Source organism: Nonomuraea sp. NPDC049141 (assembly GCF_040648415.1).
In the GTDB taxonomy this organism is placed as follows: Bacteria; Actinomycetota; Actinomycetes; order Streptosporangiales; family Streptosporangiaceae; genus Nonomuraea.
The window spans coordinates 214,544-232,641 of sequence record NZ_JBEZDR010000002.1 but is presented as its reverse complement, the minus strand read 5'-3'; the positions used below and the strand labels follow the sequence as shown (position 1 = coordinate 232,641).

19 protein-coding genes are annotated in these 18,098 nt (G+C 70.4%); 7 read left to right on the top strand and 12 right to left on the bottom strand.

Annotated features, from left to right (window positions below):
• The first annotated feature begins 15 nt into the window (after positions 1-15).
• The gene (locus AB0B91_RS05920; RefSeq protein WP_358316289.1) at positions 16-2,409 is read left to right on the top strand and encodes a SpoIIE family protein phosphatase; all 2,394 of its coding nucleotides are present in this window, start codon (positions 16-18) and stop codon (positions 2,407-2,409) included.
• A 3-nt stretch (positions 2,410-2,412) separates the two neighbouring features.
• Here the strand turns inward: AB0B91_RS05920 and AB0B91_RS05915 are convergent, their stop codons facing one another.
• The 3 genes from AB0B91_RS05915 to AB0B91_RS05905 all read right to left on the bottom strand — a co-directional run bounded on the left by AB0B91_RS05915 (position 2,413) and on the right by AB0B91_RS05905 (position 7,157).
• Positions 2,413-3,192: a SigB/SigF/SigG family RNA polymerase sigma factor gene (locus tag AB0B91_RS05915; RefSeq protein ID WP_358316287.1), complete on the bottom strand. Its 780-nt coding sequence runs from the start codon at positions 3,190-3,192 to the stop codon at positions 2,413-2,415.
• A gap of 183 nt (positions 3,193-3,375) precedes the next feature.
• Positions 3,376-4,152, bottom strand: coding sequence for a phosphotransferase (locus tag AB0B91_RS05910; protein ID WP_358316284.1), 777 nt, complete (start codon positions 4,150-4,152; stop codon positions 3,376-3,378).
• A gap of 56 nt (positions 4,153-4,208) precedes the next feature.
• Positions 4,209-7,157 carry a DUF6493 family protein gene (locus tag AB0B91_RS05905; RefSeq protein WP_358316281.1) on the bottom strand — a complete coding sequence of 983 codons (2,949 nt, stop codon included), beginning with the start codon at positions 7,155-7,157 and terminating at the stop codon, positions 4,209-4,211.
• Between the two features lie 260 nt (positions 7,158-7,417).
• On the opposite strand from AB0B91_RS05905, the gene AB0B91_RS05900 reads away from it, so the two are divergent.
• Genes AB0B91_RS05900 through AB0B91_RS05885 form a run of 4 tightly spaced genes read left to right on the top strand, consistent with a single transcriptional unit; the run spans position 7,418 to position 9,328 of the window.
• The gene (locus tag AB0B91_RS05900) at positions 7,418-7,753 is read left to right on the top strand and encodes a hypothetical protein (RefSeq protein ID WP_358316278.1); all 336 of its coding nucleotides are present in this window, start codon (positions 7,418-7,420) and stop codon (positions 7,751-7,753) included.
• A gap of 13 nt (positions 7,754-7,766) precedes the next feature.
• A complete protein-coding gene (locus tag AB0B91_RS05895; RefSeq protein WP_358316275.1) occupies positions 7,767-8,606 on the top strand; it encodes a hypothetical protein in 840 nt (279 codons plus the stop codon).
• Positions 8,603-9,001 (top strand): YbaB/EbfC family nucleoid-associated protein, encoded by a 399-nt coding sequence (locus AB0B91_RS05890; protein WP_358316272.1) that lies wholly within the window; start codon positions 8,603-8,605, stop codon positions 8,999-9,001. Before AB0B91_RS05895 ends, AB0B91_RS05890 begins: the two co-directional genes overlap by 4 nt.
• 3 nt (positions 9,002-9,004) lie before the next feature.
• A complete protein-coding gene (locus AB0B91_RS05885; RefSeq protein ID WP_358316269.1) occupies positions 9,005-9,328 on the top strand; it encodes a YbaB/EbfC family nucleoid-associated protein in 324 nt (107 codons plus the stop codon).
• A 93-nt stretch (positions 9,329-9,421) separates the two neighbouring features.
• Here the strand turns inward: AB0B91_RS05885 and AB0B91_RS05880 are convergent, their stop codons facing one another.
• Complete coding sequence (locus tag AB0B91_RS05880; protein WP_358316266.1) at positions 9,422-10,501, bottom strand: serine hydrolase domain-containing protein; 1,080 nt, start codon at positions 10,499-10,501, stop codon at positions 9,422-9,424.
• A 218-nt stretch (positions 10,502-10,719) separates the two neighbouring features.
• Between AB0B91_RS05880 and AB0B91_RS05875 the strand changes: the two genes are divergently transcribed.
• Positions 10,720-11,241, top strand: a complete 522-nt coding sequence (locus tag AB0B91_RS05875; RefSeq protein ID WP_358316263.1) for a GNAT family protein — start codon at positions 10,720-10,722, stop codon at positions 11,239-11,241.
• Here AB0B91_RS05875 and AB0B91_RS05870 read toward each other — a convergent pair.
• The 8 genes from AB0B91_RS05870 to AB0B91_RS05835 all read right to left on the bottom strand — a co-directional run bounded on the left by AB0B91_RS05870 (position 11,168) and on the right by AB0B91_RS05835 (position 17,426).
• Entirely contained in the window at positions 11,168-12,367 is a 1,200-nt protein-coding gene (locus tag AB0B91_RS05870; protein WP_358316260.1) for a hypothetical protein, read from the bottom strand. The two genes, AB0B91_RS05875 and AB0B91_RS05870, sit on opposite strands and share 74 nt — an antisense overlap.
• Positions 12,368-12,481: 114 nt before the next feature.
• A complete protein-coding gene (locus AB0B91_RS05865; protein ID WP_358316257.1) occupies positions 12,482-13,729 on the bottom strand; it encodes a hypothetical protein in 1,248 nt (415 codons plus the stop codon).
• Entirely contained in the window at positions 13,726-14,742 is a 1,017-nt protein-coding gene (locus tag AB0B91_RS05860) for a HAMP domain-containing sensor histidine kinase (RefSeq protein ID WP_358316254.1), read from the bottom strand. Before AB0B91_RS05860 ends, AB0B91_RS05865 begins: the two co-directional genes overlap by 4 nt.
• Entirely contained in the window at positions 14,739-15,161 is a 423-nt protein-coding gene (locus AB0B91_RS05855; protein WP_358316251.1) for a DNA-binding response regulator, read from the bottom strand. The genes AB0B91_RS05860 and AB0B91_RS05855 overlap by 4 nt, the downstream gene beginning before the upstream one ends.
• Before the next feature lie 16 nt (positions 15,162-15,177).
• A complete protein-coding gene (locus AB0B91_RS05850; RefSeq protein ID WP_358316248.1) occupies positions 15,178-15,573 on the bottom strand; it encodes an ABC transporter permease in 396 nt (131 codons plus the stop codon).
• A 229-nt stretch (positions 15,574-15,802) separates the two neighbouring features.
• Positions 15,803-16,021: a hypothetical protein gene (locus AB0B91_RS05845; protein WP_358316245.1), complete on the bottom strand. Its 219-nt coding sequence runs from the start codon at positions 16,019-16,021 to the stop codon at positions 15,803-15,805.
• Between the two features lie 41 nt (positions 16,022-16,062).
• The gene (locus AB0B91_RS05840) at positions 16,063-16,530 is read right to left on the bottom strand and encodes a hypothetical protein (protein WP_358316243.1); all 468 of its coding nucleotides are present in this window, start codon (positions 16,528-16,530) and stop codon (positions 16,063-16,065) included.
• Between the two features lie 59 nt (positions 16,531-16,589).
• On the bottom strand, positions 16,590-17,426 hold the full coding sequence (locus AB0B91_RS05835) for an isocitrate lyase/phosphoenolpyruvate mutase family protein (RefSeq protein WP_358316240.1): 837 nt from the start codon (positions 17,424-17,426) through the stop codon (positions 16,590-16,592).
• Positions 17,427-17,554: 128 nt separating this feature from the next.
• Between AB0B91_RS05835 and AB0B91_RS05830 the strand changes: the two genes are divergently transcribed.
• Positions 17,555-18,049: a DUF1772 domain-containing protein gene (locus AB0B91_RS05830; RefSeq protein ID WP_358316237.1), complete on the top strand. Its 495-nt coding sequence runs from the start codon at positions 17,555-17,557 to the stop codon at positions 18,047-18,049.
• The last annotated feature ends 49 nt before the right edge of the window (positions 18,050-18,098 follow it).

The window sequence follows — 18,098 nt, the reverse complement described above, 5'->3', positions numbered from 1 at the left end:
CCGAGGAGTCGCACGTTGCAGCCATCACAGCAGCCCGGCGCCGCCCTGCCAGGAGGCGACGCCACGGCGGCTGGTACCAGTGCGGAGGCGCCGGCCGGTGACGCGAACGTCGGCCGGCTGGCCGCCACGATCGAGCGGATGCGCAGGCAGATCCAGGACGCCCACCTGGCCGCCGAGGGGCGCGCCCTGATCGAGCTGGCCAAGGGCATCCTGGTCGAGCGGCTGCGCTGCGGCCCCGCCCAGGCGGCCCGCCAGCTCGCCACGCTCGCGGAGCAGTCCGGGCTGTCGCAGCTGGAGCTGGCCTCCGACATCATCGACCAGGCGGCGCAGGATCGCATCAGCGAGACGGCCCGCGAGTTCCTGCTCTCGGCGAGCGCGAGCCACGACCGGGCTCTTTCGGTTCGGCTGCGAGCCGCCGAGAGTGGCGTGCTCGGCGCGACGGACACCCAGGCGGTCGCCGAGTCTCTCCTGGAGCACGCGCTGGCGCCGCTCGGCGCGACGTCGGCCGCCGTGTGGGCCGCCGGTCCCGACGCCTCGCTCACCCTCGCCGGGTATGCGGGATTCAGTGCCGAGGAGGCCATGCGGTGGCGTTACGTCCCTCCCGGCGTCGCCACTCCGGCTCGCCAGGCTCTCACGGAACGCCATATCGTCTGGTTCCCGGCCCTACGCGAGGTCGGCCTGCCCAGTATCGGCCACCGGCAGGCGGTGGAAGGCGGGCGGGTGGCGGTGCCCGCGGGCACGGGCGGGCGCATCCTGGGTGTCCTGGAGATCGGCTGGCCACATGACCTGGAGCCGCAGTCGCCGCAGATCGAGCGGCAGATCGAGGCCCTGGCGGACTTGTGCGCCCACACCCTGGATGCGGCTCCGGCGCCGTCCCTCTCCGGGTTCGGCGACCCGGCCTTCTCCGAACTCGTCGATCTGGCCGAGGCGCTGCCGGATCCCGCCCTGGTGCTGCGTCCGCACCTCGACACCAGCGGCAGGCTGACCGACTTCCGCATCGTGCACACCAACGAGCGGTTCGCCGACCCGGCCGGGCGTCCGCGCCACCGAGTCACCGGGGCTCTGCTGCTGGAGGCGTACCCGCTGGCGGCCGAGGACGGCGGCCTGTTCGCCAAGGTCGAGCACGTACACGCGACAGGCGAGCCGTTCCGCACCGAGCGCATGACCCTCACCACCCTGGTGGACCAGGTGCGGCTGACCACCGAGGCCGACGTCAGCGTCACCCGTCACGGCGACAGCGTGCTGCTCATCTGGCGCGCCCACGACGAGACGGCGCGACTGGCCGGCATCCTGCTCCACGCGCAGCGCCTGGGCCGCATCGGCGGCTTCGAGGAGAACGCGCTCACCGGCCAGGTCACCTGGAACGACCAGCTCTTCTCCCTGTACGGCATCTCTCCCGCCGACCAGCCGATACCCCTGGAGCGGCTGCGCGAACACGCGCATCCCGACGACGCGGTCAGCATCGGCCGGTTCCTGCGCACCGTGCTGCATCATCGGCGGCCCGCCACCATGGCGTTCCGGCTCCATCGGCCCGACGGGATCTCCCGGCACATCCGCGTGGTGGCGGAGCCCGTTTTCGGGAACGACGACCGGCTGCTGGCCGTACGCGGTGCTTATCAGGACATTTCCTCCCAGCACTGGACCGAGGTCGCGCTCGCCGCGACCCGCGACCAGCTCGCGCACAGCGAGCAGCAGACCGCCGAGCGCAACCGCCTGGCCCTGCAGCTGCAGCGGGCCATCATGCCGTCGACGCGCAACACGATGGACGCCTTCGGGCTGCGGATCGCCGTCCACTACCGCCCGGCGGAGAAGGACCACCTGGTCGGCGGCGACTGGTATGACGCCGTCGTGCTGCCGTCCAAACAGGTGCTCCTGTCGGTGGGCGACGTCGCCGGGCACGGCATCGAGGCGGCCACCGGCATGGTCATGCTACGCAACGCCCTGCGCGGCCTGGCCGCCACCGGCGCGGGGCCCGCTCAGCTGCTGACCTGGCTCAACCTCGTCGCCCACCACCTGACCGACAGCGTGACCGCCACCGCGATCTGCGGCCTGTACGACCCGCAGACCCGGGTACTGCGCTGGGCCCGGGCCGGGCACCTGCCGCCCCTTCTGGTCCGGGGGACGAGCGCGTCGGAACTGCCGATGATCGGAGGGCTGCTGCTCGGGGCGATGTCCGAGGCATCGTACGAGGAGGGGCAGTTGCAGCTCGAAGCCAAGGACACCCTGCTGATGTATACGGACGGGCTCATCGAACGCCGGGACCGAGCCCTGCAACACGCCCAGAACCAACTGCTCGTCGTCTCCGCGCAGCCCGCTACGACGCTCGAACAGCGGCTGGACCACCTGCTCACGGACTGCACCTCGGACACCGACGACGACACGTGCCTCATCGGTGTCGAGCTGCGGTGACCCTCAGTCTGACAAGCCCTTGCGCAGGTCGTCGAGCACCTTGCGCAGGATGCGCGAGACGTGCATCTGCGAGATCCCGAACTCGGCGGCGATCTCGGCCTGCGTCATGTTGCCGTAGAAACGCAGCAGCAGGATCTTCTTCTCCCGTACGGGCAGCGCGTCGATGAGCGGCTTGACGGCGTGCTTGTCGACCAGGGAGTCCAGCGATTCGTCGTGCTCGGGGATGACGTCGCCGAGGCTCGCGGAGTCGTCGTCGACACCCGTCGGAGCATCGAGCGACAGCGTGCTGTAGGCCGCCGAGGCGTCCATCGTGAGCAGCACGTCCTCCTGGGAGATCTTCATCTTCTCGGCCAGCTCGGCGACCGTCGGCGCGCGGCCGAGGGTCTGGCTGAGGTCCGAGACGAGCTTGTTGAGCTCGGAGCGGCGCTCCTGGTAGACGCGCGGCACCCGGATGGCCCAGGTACGGTCCCTGAAGTGGCGCTTGACCTCACCGGTCATGGTGACGACCGCGTAGCCGCGGAAGTCGTGACCAAGGGAGGCGTCGAACCCGTTGATGGCCTTCATGAGGCCGACGTAGGCGGCTTGGCGCAGGTCTTCGACAGGCTCGCCGCGGTAGCGGTAGCGACGGGTGATGTCGTTCGCCAGCCACTCGTGCATCGCCACGAGCCGCTCACGGATCCGTACCTTGTCGAGCTCGGAGGTCTCCGGCTTGACCATCTCGACCAGAAGTTGTTCGGGGGTCATCTCGCTGAGCACGAGCGTCTGGGCTTGCTGGACGGTCATTCCTGCTCCTCATATCTACAGCAGGCGGTCCCGTCCAGAACCCAAAAAAGCCCAGACAGAGACACGCCTCGATAAAACGAGACGAAGCCCTCTGCTGGACTTCACTTCTAACATTACCCGCTTTACGACAATATCACCCGGAGCTAGATCACGAAAGGGTCACGCCTTCCTGGGTGTGGTTCCTCAGTCGCGTACCCAGAAGCTCTCCGGCAGCGCCTCGATCTCGACCACGGCCTGTTCGAGGTTCGCGGCGAACGGCAGCAGTGCCTGGTGCACCGGCTCACCGCCCTCGGCGAGCCGCCGGATGACCTGGGCGTTCACCCGCGCCCGGTCGACGACCTCGGGGCCGAACTTCGTACGGTCGCCCTCATAGCCGTAGGCGTCGAGCAGCAGGTGCAGCCGCCGGGACCGATCGTCGAACGCCGTGAACCCCTGCTCCGTGACGACGCGCCGAGCGTGCAGCGGCACCCAGGTCAACGCGCAGTAGGCCAGGTCGCGCTCCCGCGACGACGGCCCGGCGGTGTCCCAGTCGACGAACCCGACCAGATCGTCGCCCTGCCACACCGCGTTGTACGGGGAGGCGTCGTGGTGCCCGATGACGAGCCCCGGCCGCCACGGCCGCCCGATGAACCAGACCGCGCCGGACTCGGGCACGAACGTCGCCGTCGCGTCGTGCAGCCGCCGCATCCAGGCCCCGACCTGCTTGAGCGCGCTGTCCGACCACGCCCACGCGGGCCAGGGAGCCTGCTCCCCGATCGTGTCGCCGTGCAGGAAGGTCAGCACCTCGCGCCCCTGCTCGTCGAACCCGAGCACCCGAGGCGCCCCCTCGAACCCGACCGCCTCCAGATGGGCCAGCACGGTGTGCACGGTGCGCGTCCACGGATTGGCGGGCCGGTGGACGGTCTCACCGATGCGTACACCGCCGACATGCCTGCCACCCGGCAGGGGCTGCTCGTCCATGCTGCCGTTTCTACTCCCGGCCCGCGACTCGCGCACCTGGTTTTCGATCGGTTCGGTCAGGGGCGGATCAGGTAGGCGTGCAGCCGGCGGCACTCCGTACGGAACCTGCTGCCGCCACCCTGCCCGGCCACCGCCTCGACCTCGGGAATCGCTCCCCGAGCCGCGGCCTGCTGGGCCACTGTCACGGCGAGTCCGACCATCTTGGCCAGTCCCGCGCGAGGCTTCTCTCCGTCTGCGGCACTGGGCAGGAGGGCGGGCAGCAGGGCCCGCAGCACCTCCCACACCTCACGATGCGCACCGCGGTCGGCGGCGGCCTCGAGTGCGTCCATGATGTGCTGCTGCTTCAGCCACGTCCACCGGATGAGCACTCCGAGGTGAGCCCCCAGCTCGGCGGCCGGCAGGGCGCCGCGGGCCGCCATCGTCACCAGGACCGATGCCGCGCCGTTCGCGTCCCTCTGCGCCAGGAAGTAGGCCAGCACGAGTGCGGTGGCCACACCCGCGGGGCCGTCGGCCGCGGCCAGCATGGCGGGCTGGACAGGGTACGTACTTTCCCCAGCCCACTGGCGATGCAGGCGTGGCACCAGATTGACCGCCACCACCTCCCGGTGCGAGGGCAGGACCGACGGCCACCAGCCCATGCAGTGGCCGTAATCGTTCATGGTCCCGGCCGGTGGTTCGGTGATGAATTCGTCGATCAGGTCCAGGCCGGTCGGCTCGGCCTGCAGCCGCGGGGTCAGCCAAATCTGGCCGGTCCCGGTAGGCCGTCGCTCGTCGAGGTAGTAGGAGTCGAGGTCCTTGTTATAGCTCCACCGAACCCGGACCTCCGGGTCGGGCAGGCCGCCGTCGGCCAGCCGCCGCGCCACGGTCCGGCCCGCCTCGGAGGTCAGCCGCGCCGCCCGGGACGCCGCCTCCGGATGGGCGCCGCGCGGCAGCCGCAACAGCGCCTGCCGCAGATCCACCGGAAGGGGTACGGCCCGCGCAGCCTCACACTCCGCCAACCGGGAGACCAGGACGTCGGGGTCGAGCATCCCGCTGGCGAGAGTGGGCGTGGCCAGCAGCACCGGCGGCAGCGTGCCGTCCTTGAGCGCGGCGAGCACCTCCGCGAAACGACGCAGCACGAACATGTCCAACCCCGAGACCTCCCGTGGGTCGGGGAGCCGATCCCCCGGCGCCTTGGCGACCGGCTCCGCCGGTTCTGCGGCCCGGAGGGGGTCGGCCTGTGGCGTCGGCATGCCGGCCTGTTCGAGCAGGTCGAAGAACTGCTCTTGGACCTCCACGGGCAGGTGGGCGAACGAGAAGCCGTCCGCCTGCGCCGCGGATTCATCCTCGGAGCCATCCGCCAAGGCTTCGAGCGCGACCACCTGGAGGGCGCTGAAGGTGACCTCACTCTCGTACGCCGACCCTCCACGCCGCCAGCGCCCCTCGGCCGGGACACCCGGGTCGGCCCCCGGCGTGATCAGCTCCCGGGCGATCGCGGCACGCCATTGGTCGTCCTGCAGCCAGCGCCGCATCTCGAACAACTGCGGATAGCTGCTGCCGAACGGCACTTCGAGCGCCGATCGCAACCCGTCCCGGTCACGTGCGGCAAGCCGGACGAATCCGGCCAGCCAGCGCTCGCCGTCCGCCCATTGCCAGGAGGTCCAGCCGAGCGTCTCCATCTCCGCCGGCTTCTCCGGAGCGGCCGGGAACGGCGGTACCGGGACCGGCTCAGGAAGCGGCGGCGGGGTGAAGGCGGGTCCGGTCTCCTCGACGGCGGCCTGCCCGCCGAACACCGCGACCAGCCGGGCACCGAGCGCGGGCGGCAGCGCCGGGATGGCGTCCCTGATCTGCTCGGTGCCGAGCGGGCTGAAGCGGGCGGCGTGCTTGAGGGCGAGCTGGGCGGCTCGGCCCTGGATCTCGTACGCCTCGTGGTGGAAGGCGGTGACCAGGGCGGCGACCAGTTCGTCTGCTCGATCGGGCGCCAGGCGTACGGTCTGGTCGAACCACGTCAGACCTGGACGTACGAGCTTGGCCTCAGCCCGGAACAGCAGCCCTTCCAGCGCCTCGGCCACGTCGGCGGGATCGTGCGCGTCGAGCCGCCGCAGGTGGCGCAGGGACAGCTCGGCGACCGGGCCCGGTGCGGCGGGGAGCAGGCGCAGGTAGTCGCGACGGCGCGCGTCGATCTCGGCCGTGGTGGGTTCGAGGAGTTCGTGGAGACGGGCGAAGAAGCGCAGGTCCTGTGCGGTCCCACCGCGCAGGAAGCGGCGAACGCAGCCGTCGAGCAGCGCTTCCCGCTCGCCCACCGCGCGGATGGCACTGAACCACGGCGAGATCGGCTCGGCCTTCTCGTACTGCAACGCCCGGCCGACTCCTTCGGCCTCGAAGAGCCGGGGCAGCAGCGCGGGAAGCAGCGGATCGGACTCGACCACACTCCCGCCGACCCTACCCAGCGGGGCGCTCCCGGCGACCGCCCAGGCCACGACCAGCGGGTCGTGCTCGGGCGGCGGCGCCCCGGTGTGCCGCAGCATCGCCAGCGCGAGGACCGCGCCGGGATCCCGGGGCCCCCGGACCTTGGCGGCGAGCCGTACGGCCAGCTCGGCCTGCCACTCGGCAGGCCGGTGGTCGAGAAGCCGGATGACCCGCGCGGGATCGCCGAATTCGGTGCGGCCGGTGAACGTTCGCCACATCGCGAGGTCCCGGCGGGTCAGCCAGGAGGCCACCGCGCTGACCGCGCTGAGGGTGCCGGCTCCCGCCAGGCGTAACAGATCGGCCCAGTCCTGCCAGGGCTCGCGATCGGGCTCGCGCCAGTGCGTCCAGTAGCCCGGGTCCTCCTGCCGACGCCGGGTCTCCGCCACCCAGCGCTCCTGCTGCTTGGCCTCGGCGTGCCCGCTCAGCACGGGGATGTGGCCGCGCAGCTCGCCCGCGACGAGCTTGCGCTCGGCATCGTCCAGGGTGATCAGCCGCTCGATCAGCTTGTCCGCGTCACCTGCGCTGATGAGGTCGCGGATCTCGTCCCAGCTCGTCATGGCAGGGACCATAGAGATCACCACCGACAGAAACTCCGCCTCGCTCGTTCGCGCGCGGTCGCTTATCACGATCATGGTAAAAGGATCACGTGTCGACCGATGAATTCTTATCCACGGCCAGTCAACCGCTCGGTAACGTTTCGCCGCCTGCCTCGGCGTCCGGGACGCCTGGCCTCTCGCCGTCGCTGGTGAGCCCGTGCCCGCACACCCCCGCGTGCCCGCCGCCCACGTGCCTTCCATCGCGTCTGCGCGCGCAGCCCGTGCAGGCGTCACTGCTTGAGGACCCCGACGGGCCCACGAAAGGGTACGAGACCAACGCGGGGTACGTGCGGAAGTTCGCCGGCACCATGGACGGCTCGGCCACCGGCGTGGACACCGTCAAGCAGTGGACGCCCCGCTTCGAGGGCTGGAATCTAATCCCCATGGCCGGAGTGCCCATTGTCGGGCTGATGTTCGTCAACCGGCTGAACACCATCGCCGACACCTGGCGGGACAGCGCGGGCATCCTCTCCGAAGTGCTGCGCACCGACAGCGGCAAGATCTACAAGGCCGCGGACAACTACGTCGCCGCCGCGCGGGCCAACACCGTCAAGTGAGGAGAAACCCGCCATGGGCGAACCGCCGAAGCTGATCGTGCCGGGCCAGACCACCCCTGCGGCCAACCAGCAGCTCCACATCTCCAACGCCAGCGGCACCGTACAGCGGACCGTCACGGTCACTCCCCCGACGCGCACCGACCCCGGCTTCTACAAGCGGCTGATCACGGAGCTGAACCCGCTGCGCCAGAGCAACAGGGCCGCGATGGCCGTTTCCGGGCTCGGCGTCGCCGCGCTCGCGCTGGACGTGGCGGCCACCCTCAACCTGGGCAACCCGTTCCTCTTCTACGATCGGCGCGAGCAGTGGAAGGGCATGGCCGGTCTGCTGGAAGGCAGCCGGTCCGACCTGTGGCGCGCCTTCTTCGATGACATCTCCCCCAACTGGAAGGGCCAGGCGAGGGACACGCTCCAGCAGTACGTCCGGTTCAACGTCAACGGCTTGTACGGCCAGCTCGGCAAGATCTCCGACGAGATGAGCGGCGCCATGCACGGCCAGTACAAAGAGGTACTGGAGTACGACCTGTCGGTGTTCGGGCTCTACGCCACCTCGGCCCCCATACTGCGCAGCGTCGCCGCCATGAGCGCGCACCCGGTCGGGAGGGTCGCCCTGATGACCCAGGTCGGCCTGTTCATGAGCGCGGCGGGGAATCTGGTCAAGCAGTTCGCCGACGTGTACAACTCCTACGAGAGCGCCCTCAACAAGCTGGAACTCAAGCTCAACGATCTGAGGGGCGCCTTCTACCGGTCCGGCAACCCGGCGCTGGGAGCACGCGATCTCCACCTCACTCCAGCGATCGCCGATCCCGCCCAGCTCAACGACTACTGGGTGCCCATGGCGAAGGACGCCTCATGAGGCGCGTCGAGGCGTTCGCCGGGGGCCGGCAGGACGACGTCGACGGGCTGCTGCGCGAGACGGACGGCTGGGCGCGCACCCTGGCCGGGGCGCTGGGCGAGCTGGCGGAGGAACGGCTGGCGGGTGCCGACCCGTCCGAGGTCGTCCGCGCCGAGGTGTCCGGCACCGGTCGCCTGCGCGGGTTGTCCATCGACCCGCGCGGCCTGCGCGACCTGGACCACGTCCAGCTCGCCGAGGCCGTTTGCGCGGCGATCGCCGCGGCCCACCTCGCGATGGGGGAACGACTGACAGAGGTCGTCCAGGATCTGACGGGTCGAGCGCCTGACACCGCGGACACAGAGGGCGCCGTCGACCCGCTCGACGGCCATATCCGCAACGTGCTGCGAGGAGAGTGAGCGATGGAGGACATGGAGGGCATGGCGGAGGCGCAGGCGCGGCTGGAGGCGTTGATCGCCGCCGCCGAGCAGGCGGAGGCGAGGGTGGAGGAGTGGAGCGCCACCGAGTTCACCGGCGAGGCCGATCAGGGAGGGATCGTGGCCGTCACCGACGCGCTCGGCACCATCACCCGGTTGGAGATCTCCCCGCGGAGCAGGAGGCGACTGGACGCGACCGGCTTGGCCGCCGCCCTCCTCACGGCGATCACGACAGCCGAGGAGGACGCGGCGGCCTCCAGGGACGCGCTGCTCGGCGACCTGCACCCCACTTCGGGCAAGATCGCGTAGCGGTACGGTCACGGGTCCGCGCTGAAGCGGTCCGCCTGGTCATCCGGACCTGCCTGGCGCACCACCGGGACTCACCCGGCGCACCACCGGCGCTCACCGGTCGCACATCGTGGCGATGAAGGCGTCGATCAGGTGCTGCCGATTGCCGGGCACGCCGGTGACGTAGACGGTTGCGGCGCGCCCGGCCTGATCCCGGCCGCTGAACACCGCGGCCCCCGGCATGTCGCCGGCGGCGAAGTAGGTGTATCCGCAGCTCGACTTCATCCGGGCCACGCCGTAGCCGTAGCGAGCGCCCGCGGGCCAGCCTTCCTGCTCGACCTTCACTGACCCGGTCATCATCTTGCCCAGCGGGGCCTTGCGCCAGAATCGGTTGAGGTCCTCGGGAGTGGAGACCAGGCCGCCGCTGGGACCGAACTCGTAGGTGGGCAGCTGGTCGGTCAGATCTACCTCACCGCCCTGCGGACGACGAGGATCCACCCCGTAGGTGTGAGCGTGCGGGCCGCGGATGCCGTTGTCGCCCTTGGCCGGCCAGTACGTGTCCAGCATCCCGTACGGCCTGAGGATCAGGTCCCGGCTAGCCTGGCGGAAGTCCTTGCCGGTCACCTCGGTCACGATCATGCCGAGGACCAGGTAGTTGGTGTTGGCGTAGGCGAAGGAGCCGCGGGGCGTGGGCTTGAGCGTCAGCGCCACCCGCAGCAAGTCCGGGAAGGGCTCCTTCCACTCGATCGCGTTGAGGAACTCGGGCAGGCCGCTGGTCTGCTGCAGCAGCATCCGGACGGTGATCTTCCGACCGTCGATCTCGGCGCCGTCGCCGGTGCCGCGCAGCACTCCGGGCAGGTAACGCTCCACCGTGGCGTCCAGGTCGATCTTCTTCTGATCGACCAGCCGCAGCACGGTGGCGGCAATGATCGGCTTGCTCCCGCTGGCGATCCTGAACCGTCCCTGGGGCCCGATCATCGGCTCCCCGGTGCCCCGCTCCGCGGTGCCGGAGCGCCGGGTCACGGTCGCGCCACCCGGGCTCCGCACCTGGCTCAACGCGCCCGCCATGCCGTCCTCGGTGGTGAGCAGGTCAAGGCGGGACTGCGGCGAGGGCGTCGCGGCAGCGGCGAAGGCGGGCGCGACAGGGGCGAGAACCAGGGAACAGGCGACAGCAGCGGCGAGCAATTTCGTCATGCGTCCAATGTCGCGGGAAGATCGCTCAAGATCAGTCACGCCTGCTTGCCTGTTGAGGTGGGGGTCTTCCCTACCATCGAGGTGATCGCCAAGCGGCCGTCCTCACCACGCGGCACGGGGCCCACCCAGCCGAGCAGGCCCCTGATGGAGTCTTAATCGGTTTGCCGCCGGCCAGCCCGATCGGATAGGAAGCATGCATGCTAAGGGGTAGCAAGGTCATGCTCAGAGCCCGGCACGAGGGCGATATTCCGATCCTGCAGGCCGAGCTCGGCGATGACGTGGTCACCTCTTCGCGGGCCAATGGCCAGCCGTGGCGGCCGATCACGCCCGGCTCGAAGGACTCGCAGTTCGTGGTGGACGACAAGGAGCAAGAGCTCGCCAAGTTCTCCGTCGTGGAGTCGGACGGCGGCATGCTGGTCGGCAGCGCGCTGCTGTGGGGCATCGACAACCACAACCGGTCCGCGCACATCGGGCTGGGGCTGCTGCCGTCCGCCCGCGGCAAGGGCTACGGCACCGACGTGGTCGCGGTGCTGTGCCACTACGGTTTTGTCGTGCGCGGCCTGCAGCGGCTGCAGATCGAGACGCTGTCGGACAACGTCGCGATGTTGCGCTCCGCCGAGCACAACGGCTTCGTCCGCGAGGGCGTGCTGCGCTCCTCGGCCTGGGTCATGGGCGAGTTCCTTGACGAGGTGCTTCTCGGACTCCTCGTCCAGGACTGGAAGCCGGACCCGAAGGGCTAGGCCGCCCGACGGTCAAGGGCGGGCCGGAATCCTTGGCCGGTGCGCGGTCGTCGGCGCCTTGGCCGCAGTGACGGCACTGGCCTCGGCGGCGCAGGTGGTAGGCGAGGGCCGCTGCGGCCAGGGCTCCTCCCCAAACCGGCCAGAGCGTCTCCGGGAGCCAGGCGCCCCACTCCGCCATGGTGAACCGGCCCGAGAGCGCCCAGCGGATGTACGTCATACCGGCCACCGTGATGATGATCGCGACCAGCGTCGCCGGGATGATGGCGAGCAGCGGGGGCACCCGCTTGCCCCTCAGCCCGAGGATCCAGCGGGGGAAGACCTCGCCCCAGCGCTGAACCAGCCCGAGGGTGAGCAGCCCGCCGCCCGCGCCGAAAGTGGCCAGGTAGGCACCGGCCAGCCAGATGCCGGGAGCGTCGCGCGCGCCCTCGTCGAGAAACTCCTCGCTCACCCCGAGCGGCACGCCAAGTGCCCAGCACCACCGGGTCGCGCAGTAGACCAGCGGCACGGTTGCGGCGATGTAGACGGCCCGGCGTCCCCACCGGGCCGCCGCCTCGGGTGTGGTCCAGCCGTCCCGGCCGGTACGTCCGCACGAATGGCAGGCGTCCCGGCGACGTCGCTGGTAGGCGAGCGCGGCGGCGACCAGCAGCAACCCGCCGAACACGCACACGAGCTGGTTGACCACCGGCCATGGCCAGGCGTCGGCCAGGGTGGTGCCGCCCACGTTCAGGCCGAAGAGCGGGGCGACGGCCAGCAGGGGCGAGTAGGCCACGCCCATCATGAGCCGGGAGTCGGGGACCACGATGATCAGTAAGACCGCCATGGGCCAGGCCAGGAACAAGGGTGTGAGCCGGGGCACGCCTCGGCCGGTGCGGGCGAGCGTCACTCCGACGACTGCGCCGAGCAGGCCGAAGGCGGCGATCCACCAGCCGCCGGGGCGCGGGGTGGCGCCGGCGAGGATGGACAGCGCTCGGTCCAGGTCGGGGTCGGACGCGCCCCAGGGGAAGCCGGGCGCGCCAAGTGCCCAAGCCGCGCCGAGCGAGCCGTAGCACAAAGACCACAGCGCCGCCGCGTAGCCCGCCCACTCCGGCCAGCGCGAGATCAGGGATCGTGCGGTTGTTGTTGGCATACGACCAGCGTGCTGACTGGGTGTGCGGCGGGCCATGCGCCGTTCGGCCGATCTCCGCGCTGTTCAGGCGCCGCGGGTATGCCATTCGGCAGAGGCGGGGCCGTCAGTCGTCGTTCAGCGGCGGTCCCGGCGCATCGTGTGGCGTTGCCGCAAGTAGAGGCCGAGCGACGCCACCACTCCGGTCACCACGATGGCCGCCGTCAGCCAGTAGATCCCCCAGTACCGCCCGTCGAACATCGAAACCCGCACATCCACCTCTTGCGCATTCACCCCGAAAAAGGTGAGCACCAAGGTCACCGGCACCGCCACCGCCGACACGAACCCGATAGCCACCGACCACCGCAACTGCCGGTCCTCGTCCGCCCGCCGCTCCAGGCTCTCGATCGTGGTCAGTTCCGCCCTGATCGCCCGTTCGAGCCGTTCGAGCATGCGGGCCACGTTCTCCGCCTTGCCCACCAGCCCCATCGTCTCGTACAGGGCGTCGTGGTAGCCCGCCACCCGCAACGACGGCACCAGCATCCCGAGGTCCGCCGTCGCCTCGACGCTGTAGCTGAGGTCCAGCTCCAGGTCGCCGAGCTGGCTGGTCAGCGACGCCAGGCTCCGGCGGCGGTCCCGCGTGTCCTGCTGCGCTCGGTCGCGGCCGCGGAACGCCTCCACTGCCTGGTAGGCCACCGACCGGATCTCGCGCAGCCGCGCCGCGCTCGCCACTCCCTGCACGGCCGACAGGAAGATGCCGTCCTCCACGTAGTCCGGCTGGCCGCAGAGCACGCTGACGTACGGGCTCACGGCGGCAGTGGTCTCCGGACGCCTGTTCAGCTCGCTCGGGTAGGTGATCGTGCTGAACTCGTCGCGGTTCGGCAGATCGCCGCGGTAGATCACCCGCTGGACGATCCCGTTGGAGTCGGCTGCCGGGAGCTGGGCGGCGAAGGCGAGCTGGTGGCGTTCGGGGAAGAAGCCGCCGGTCGTGCCCGCCAGCTCCGCGGTCACCGCCTCCAGCGGGCGGCCGTCGATCTTCAGGTCGGCGTAGAAGCAGTCCTCCAGCAGGTCGACCGTGTCGGCCAGCTCGCACTCGAGGTCCAGGCTCAGCACGGCCACGATCTGCGTGGACGGCACCGCGAACAGCCACAACCGGGCACCCGCGAGCTGCCGGTCCCAGTCGGCGAACTCGATCGTCCGCTGGTCGAGCGCCAGCCGGTGCAGCACCCGAGGAGTGGCCGACCCGGTGAAGTAGGTTTCCGGCCGCCCGAGCCGTGGACGGTCGCCTGGCGGCGCCGCCTCCGCGTCGTCCGTCACGTGCCAGGGTGTGGCGAAGATGTTGGTGAGCCGTACACCCTGTGCTGGACGAATGCCGAACAACGTCACGATCTAGAGGGTATCCGTACGGTCACCACAAGTCCCCCACCTTCCCGCGGTACGGCCGCCGCGGTGCCGCTGTGGACACGGGCGACGGCCCGCACGATGGACAGCCCGAGCCCCGCACCCGACGCCGACCCCGTGCGGTCGTCGTTCAGCCGGCGGAACGGCTCGAACAGGTGGGGCACCTGAGCCGGGGCGATCTCCGGGCCGGTGTTCTCCACCACGACAAAGGATCCGTCCGCCCCCGAACCCGTGCGGACGAACACCGAGCCTCGCGAGTCGTTGTACTTGACCGCGTTGTCGGCGAGATTCACCACCACCCGCTCCAGCAGCAGGGCATCACCCGTCGCGGGCGCGGCGGCCAGATCCGCGTCAACCCCCGGATAACGGTCGAGAGCGGACCGGGCCAGCTCGGCCAGGTCCACGGGCTCCCGGTCGGTCAGCTCGCTTTCGGTCTGGGCCAGCGTGAGCAGCCCTTCGATGAGGCGCTCCTGGCGGCTGTTGGAGGCGAGCAGGTGGTCACGGACCGGCCGCAGCTCCGCCGGCAGCGTCGCATCGGCGAACGACACCTGCAGCAGCGCCCGGTCGATCGCCAGAGGCGTCTTGAGCTCATGCGAGGCGTTGGCGACGAACCGCCGCTGCCCGTCGAAGGCCCGGTCGAGCCGTTCAAGCATGGAGTCGAAGGTGTCGGTGACCTGCTGCAGGGGACCGAGCGCGCGCCGGGCGACGCTCCAGCCGACCGCGAGCCCGCCCAGCCCGACCAGGACGGTGGCCAGGATCGACCAGGACACGATCGAGTCGATCACCCGGTTCTTGTAGCCGTCGACCTCGACCATCACCTGCTGGACGAGCACCCGGTCCGGGGGCTCCGGCAGGCCCGAACCGGGGTCGATGGACTGGCTGACGATCCGGGTGACCACGAAGTAGTTGACGCCCACCAGGATGATCGCGGCCAGGAAGAACAGCGTCCCGTACACGACCGTCAGTCGCCACCTGACGGACAGACGCCGCCTGCTCATATGCGGTATCCGGTGCCGGTGACCGTCTCGATCACCGGTGGGTCGCCCAGCTTCTTGCGCAACGTGCCCAGGGTCACCCGCACGGAGTTCGTGAAGTAGTTGATGTTCTCGTCCCATGCCTTCTCCAGCAGGTCCTCGGCGCTGACCACGGCGCCCTCGGCGCGCAGCAGCACCTCCAGCACGGCGAACTCCTTCTGACTGAGCGCGACGTACCAGCCGTCCCTGAACACCTCGTGCCGCGCCGGGTCGAGCGTGATGCCGCAGCGGGACAGACCGATCACGTCGTAGTCGTTGGTCATCGCCGGTTCCAGCGCGGCGTCGCCGTCGTAGACGACGTCCACGGCCATCGCCTCCTTGCGCAGCCCGACCGCCACGACGTCGGCCAGGACCCGCTCGTCTTCCGCGATCAGTACACGCATGTCTTGATGATCCCCATCATCCGGTGGAAAGCGCCAGCGTGGGTGACGTCCTGGCCGCGCGCATCGCCGGGTAGATCCCCGCGACGGTGCCGACCAGCATGGTCGCCGCCGGCCCGCCGCCGAGCGCCCAGGCGGGCACGACCGCGGGCATGTCCTGCCACAGCGCGTACCCGTACGTGACGGCGAGCCCGAGCACCGCGCCACTCACCCCGCCGAACCCGGCCAGCAGCACCGACTCCGCCAGGAACTGGACCCGCACCTGGCCCCGGGTCGCGCCGAGCGAGCGGCGCAGGCCGATCTCGCGGCGCCGTTCCAGCACCGAGATGACCATGGTGTTGGCCACACCGACCGCGCCGACGAGCAGCGCGACCCCGCCGACGCCGAGCAGCAGGTTCGTGAACGCCCCCGCCACGGCGGCCCGCGCGGCGAGCGCGTCCGACGGTCGGCTGACCGCGACCTCTTCCGGGTGCTCCGGGTTGGTGGTACGGGCCGTTCGAGCTGCTCAACGTCCGCTCCCCTGGAGGCGATGACCAGCTCGCGGTACATCGGGATCGACCCGTACATGAGGACGACCGGATGGCGGTCGACCTGGTAGAGCCACCCACCTCGGCGTACGACCGTCCCCTCGGCGTGGGTGTTGGTCACGGTGCCCATCGCCTTTTCGGCTGGACGAGGCGGCCCGAGTAGCCAAGCGTGCCGCCGACCGCCTTGGTGTCCACCAGGTCCGAGCGGGTGATCTCCGCGGTGGCTCCCACGGCGGAAGCGGCGATCGCGGGCGTGCCCGGCCTCTGAGAGAGCGCCGCCGCCGTCGCCCCGGCGATCAACACCGCGATCCCGGCGACCGCCGCCTTCCGACTCACCGCTTTACGGCTAACGGTCTTCCGGCTCAGCGCTTGACGGCTCACCGCGCGCCCTGGTCCATCAGTGGCAGGCATGCCTTCTGCGCGGCCTGTGCCGCCGGCGAGTCCCCGTCGATTCCCTGCGGTGGGTCCAGCCTGATGCCGCCTTTCTCGTCCTGGCGTGGGTCGGGCATATTGACGCCCTTCTGACGCATGCAGGCGGTGAACTTGAGCGCCCGATCCATAGCGTTCTTCCGCTCTTCGGCGGACATGGGGGGAAGCACCGGCGCGTATTGCTTGCAGGCCTGCTCCGCCGCCGCGCCTTTCTGCGGGTCGGAGCCGCGGACGCTCATCCCATCGTCGTTCTGGGTCACGGTGAGGCCGTGCTCACGCAGGCAGGAGGCGTATTTCGCCGGGTCGCCCGAGGACGTGGGCGACCCGGCGCCGGGGCTGTTCCGCTGACCGGCGCACGCGGTCAGGACGAGGGGGATCGCGATCAGAATGGCGATCCGGATTCTTTTTCGGGTCACGCCCGCATAGTGCGAGAGAGCCGTTAAAAGTGCGTTAAGCGGATTTGTTTAACCGGTCTTTATCCGGCGGGCGTCCCGAGGAGGTCGTTCATGGTGCCGTACGGGATGCCGTCGGCGGTCGAGTCGTACGTGCCGTGTTCCAGGAGCTCCGTCGTGGCGCGGGCGGCGACGGCGTACGCGGTCTGGGCGATCGCGGAGCCGAGGCTGATGCGGACCGCGCCGGCCGCGGCCAGCTCGGCCACCGTCGGGGCGCCGGCCCACACCATCACCGCGATCGGCAGCGGCCCGGCCGCCAGCTCGGCGATCGCCTCCAGGTCGATCAGGCCGGGCACGAACAGGCTGTCCGCACCGGCCGCCGCGTAGGCGACGGCTCGCTCCTGTACTGCCTCCAGCTTCTTGTCCGGACCGTCAGCGGTCAGGAACACGTCCGTCCGCGCGTTGATCCACACGGGTACGGCCAGCCGGTCGGCGGCGGCGCGGGCCGCGGCCAGCCGGTCGGCCTGTTCGGCGGGCTCGAACAGGCCGGAGCCGCGGCGATCTTCAAGGTTGACCCCGACGGCGCCGGCCTGGACGACGGCCGTGATCGTGGCGGCCACGGCTTCGGGCTCAGGTCCGTATCCGGCTTCGATGTCGGCCGAGACCGGTACGCCGACCGCCGCCGCGATGCGTTCGATGGCCGCCGCGGCTCGGTCCACCCCCAGGTCGGCGGCGTCGGGCACGCCCAGGGACCAGGCGACGCCGGCGCTGGTGGTGGCCACGGCCTTGGCGCCGGCGTGGACGACAGTGACCGCCGAGGCGGCGTCCCAGGCGTTGGCCAGCAGCAGCGGGTCGCCGGACCGGTGCAGACCGGTGAAGATCTCCGCCTGGCGGATCTGTCGTTGCGGGTCGATCGTCATGGCGCCAACCCTACGAGGGAGACGACTGGCTTGGTAGCCGTATTCGGACAGCAGTGCGAAAGGCTCACGACAGGGCCGCTTGCTATCGTCGACAAGCCACGCTCCCCTCACCTCTCAGGAGCACACCCATGGACGCGTTACGCATCGTCTCCCTGATGGCCGCCACCATGACGATGGGGCTGGTGGCCGGCGCCTTCGCCCTCTACGCGCACACCGTCATGCCGGGCCTCGGCAAAACCGACGACCGCACCTTCGTCGGCGCGTTCCAGTCCATGGACCGGGCCATCATCAACCCGTGGTTCATGGGCGGCGGCTTTCTGGGGGCGCTGATATTCAGCATCCTCGCCGCGGTCACCCATGTCGGCCGGCCCGAGCTGCCGTGGATCGCGGTCGCGCTCGTTCTCTACATCGTCACGTTCGTCATCACAATGGCGATCAACGTGCCGCGGAACGACGCGCTCAAGGCGGCCGGGGATCCGGACGGCATCGCCGACCTCGCCGCGGTCCGGGCGGAGTTCGACGAGGCGCGATGGGTGCGCTGGAACCGCGTCCGGGTCCTCGCCTCCACGACCGCCTTCGGCCTGCTGGCCTGGGCGCTCACCGTGCACGGCATGTCGAGCTAGCGCCTTTCCGCCCAGAGCCGCGGTACGCGAGAGTAATCTTCCCGCAACA

What these genes read in the sequence shown, in the direction of transcription:
- AB0B91_RS05915 (WP_358316287.1), bottom strand. Translation starts at nt 3,192, where the DNA reads ATGACCGTCCAGCAAGCCCAGACGCTCGTGCTCAGCGAGATGACCCCC.
- AB0B91_RS05910 (WP_358316284.1), bottom strand. Translation starts at nt 4,152, where the DNA reads ATGGACGAGCAGCCCCTGCCGGGTGGCAGGCATGTCGGCGGTGTACGC.
- AB0B91_RS05905 (WP_358316281.1), bottom strand. Translation starts at nt 7,157, where the DNA reads ATGACGAGCTGGGACGAGATCCGCGACCTCATCAGCGCAGGTGACGCG.
- AB0B91_RS05895 (WP_358316275.1), top strand. Translation starts at nt 7,767, where the DNA reads ATGGGCGAACCGCCGAAGCTGATCGTGCCGGGCCAGACCACCCCTGCG.
- AB0B91_RS05890 (WP_358316272.1), top strand. Translation starts at nt 8,603, where the DNA reads ATGAGGCGCGTCGAGGCGTTCGCCGGGGGCCGGCAGGACGACGTCGAC.
- AB0B91_RS05885 (WP_358316269.1), top strand. Translation starts at nt 9,005, where the DNA reads ATGGAGGACATGGAGGGCATGGCGGAGGCGCAGGCGCGGCTGGAGGCG.
- AB0B91_RS05880 (WP_358316266.1), bottom strand. Translation starts at nt 10,501, where the DNA reads ATGACGAAATTGCTCGCCGCTGCTGTCGCCTGTTCCCTGGTTCTCGCC.
- AB0B91_RS05875 (WP_358316263.1), top strand. Translation starts at nt 10,720, where the DNA reads ATGCTCAGAGCCCGGCACGAGGGCGATATTCCGATCCTGCAGGCCGAG.
- AB0B91_RS05870 (WP_358316260.1), bottom strand. Translation starts at nt 12,367, where the DNA reads ATGCCAACAACAACCGCACGATCCCTGATCTCGCGCTGGCCGGAGTGG.
- AB0B91_RS05860 (WP_358316254.1), bottom strand. Translation starts at nt 14,742, where the DNA reads ATGAGCAGGCGGCGTCTGTCCGTCAGGTGGCGACTGACGGTCGTGTAC.
- AB0B91_RS05855 (WP_358316251.1), bottom strand. Translation starts at nt 15,161, where the DNA reads ATGCGTGTACTGATCGCGGAAGACGAGCGGGTCCTGGCCGACGTCGTG.
- AB0B91_RS05835 (WP_358316240.1), bottom strand. Translation starts at nt 17,426, where the DNA reads ATGACGATCGACCCGCAACGACAGATCCGCCAGGCGGAGATCTTCACC.
- AB0B91_RS05830 (WP_358316237.1), top strand. Translation starts at nt 17,555, where the DNA reads ATGGACGCGTTACGCATCGTCTCCCTGATGGCCGCCACCATGACGATG.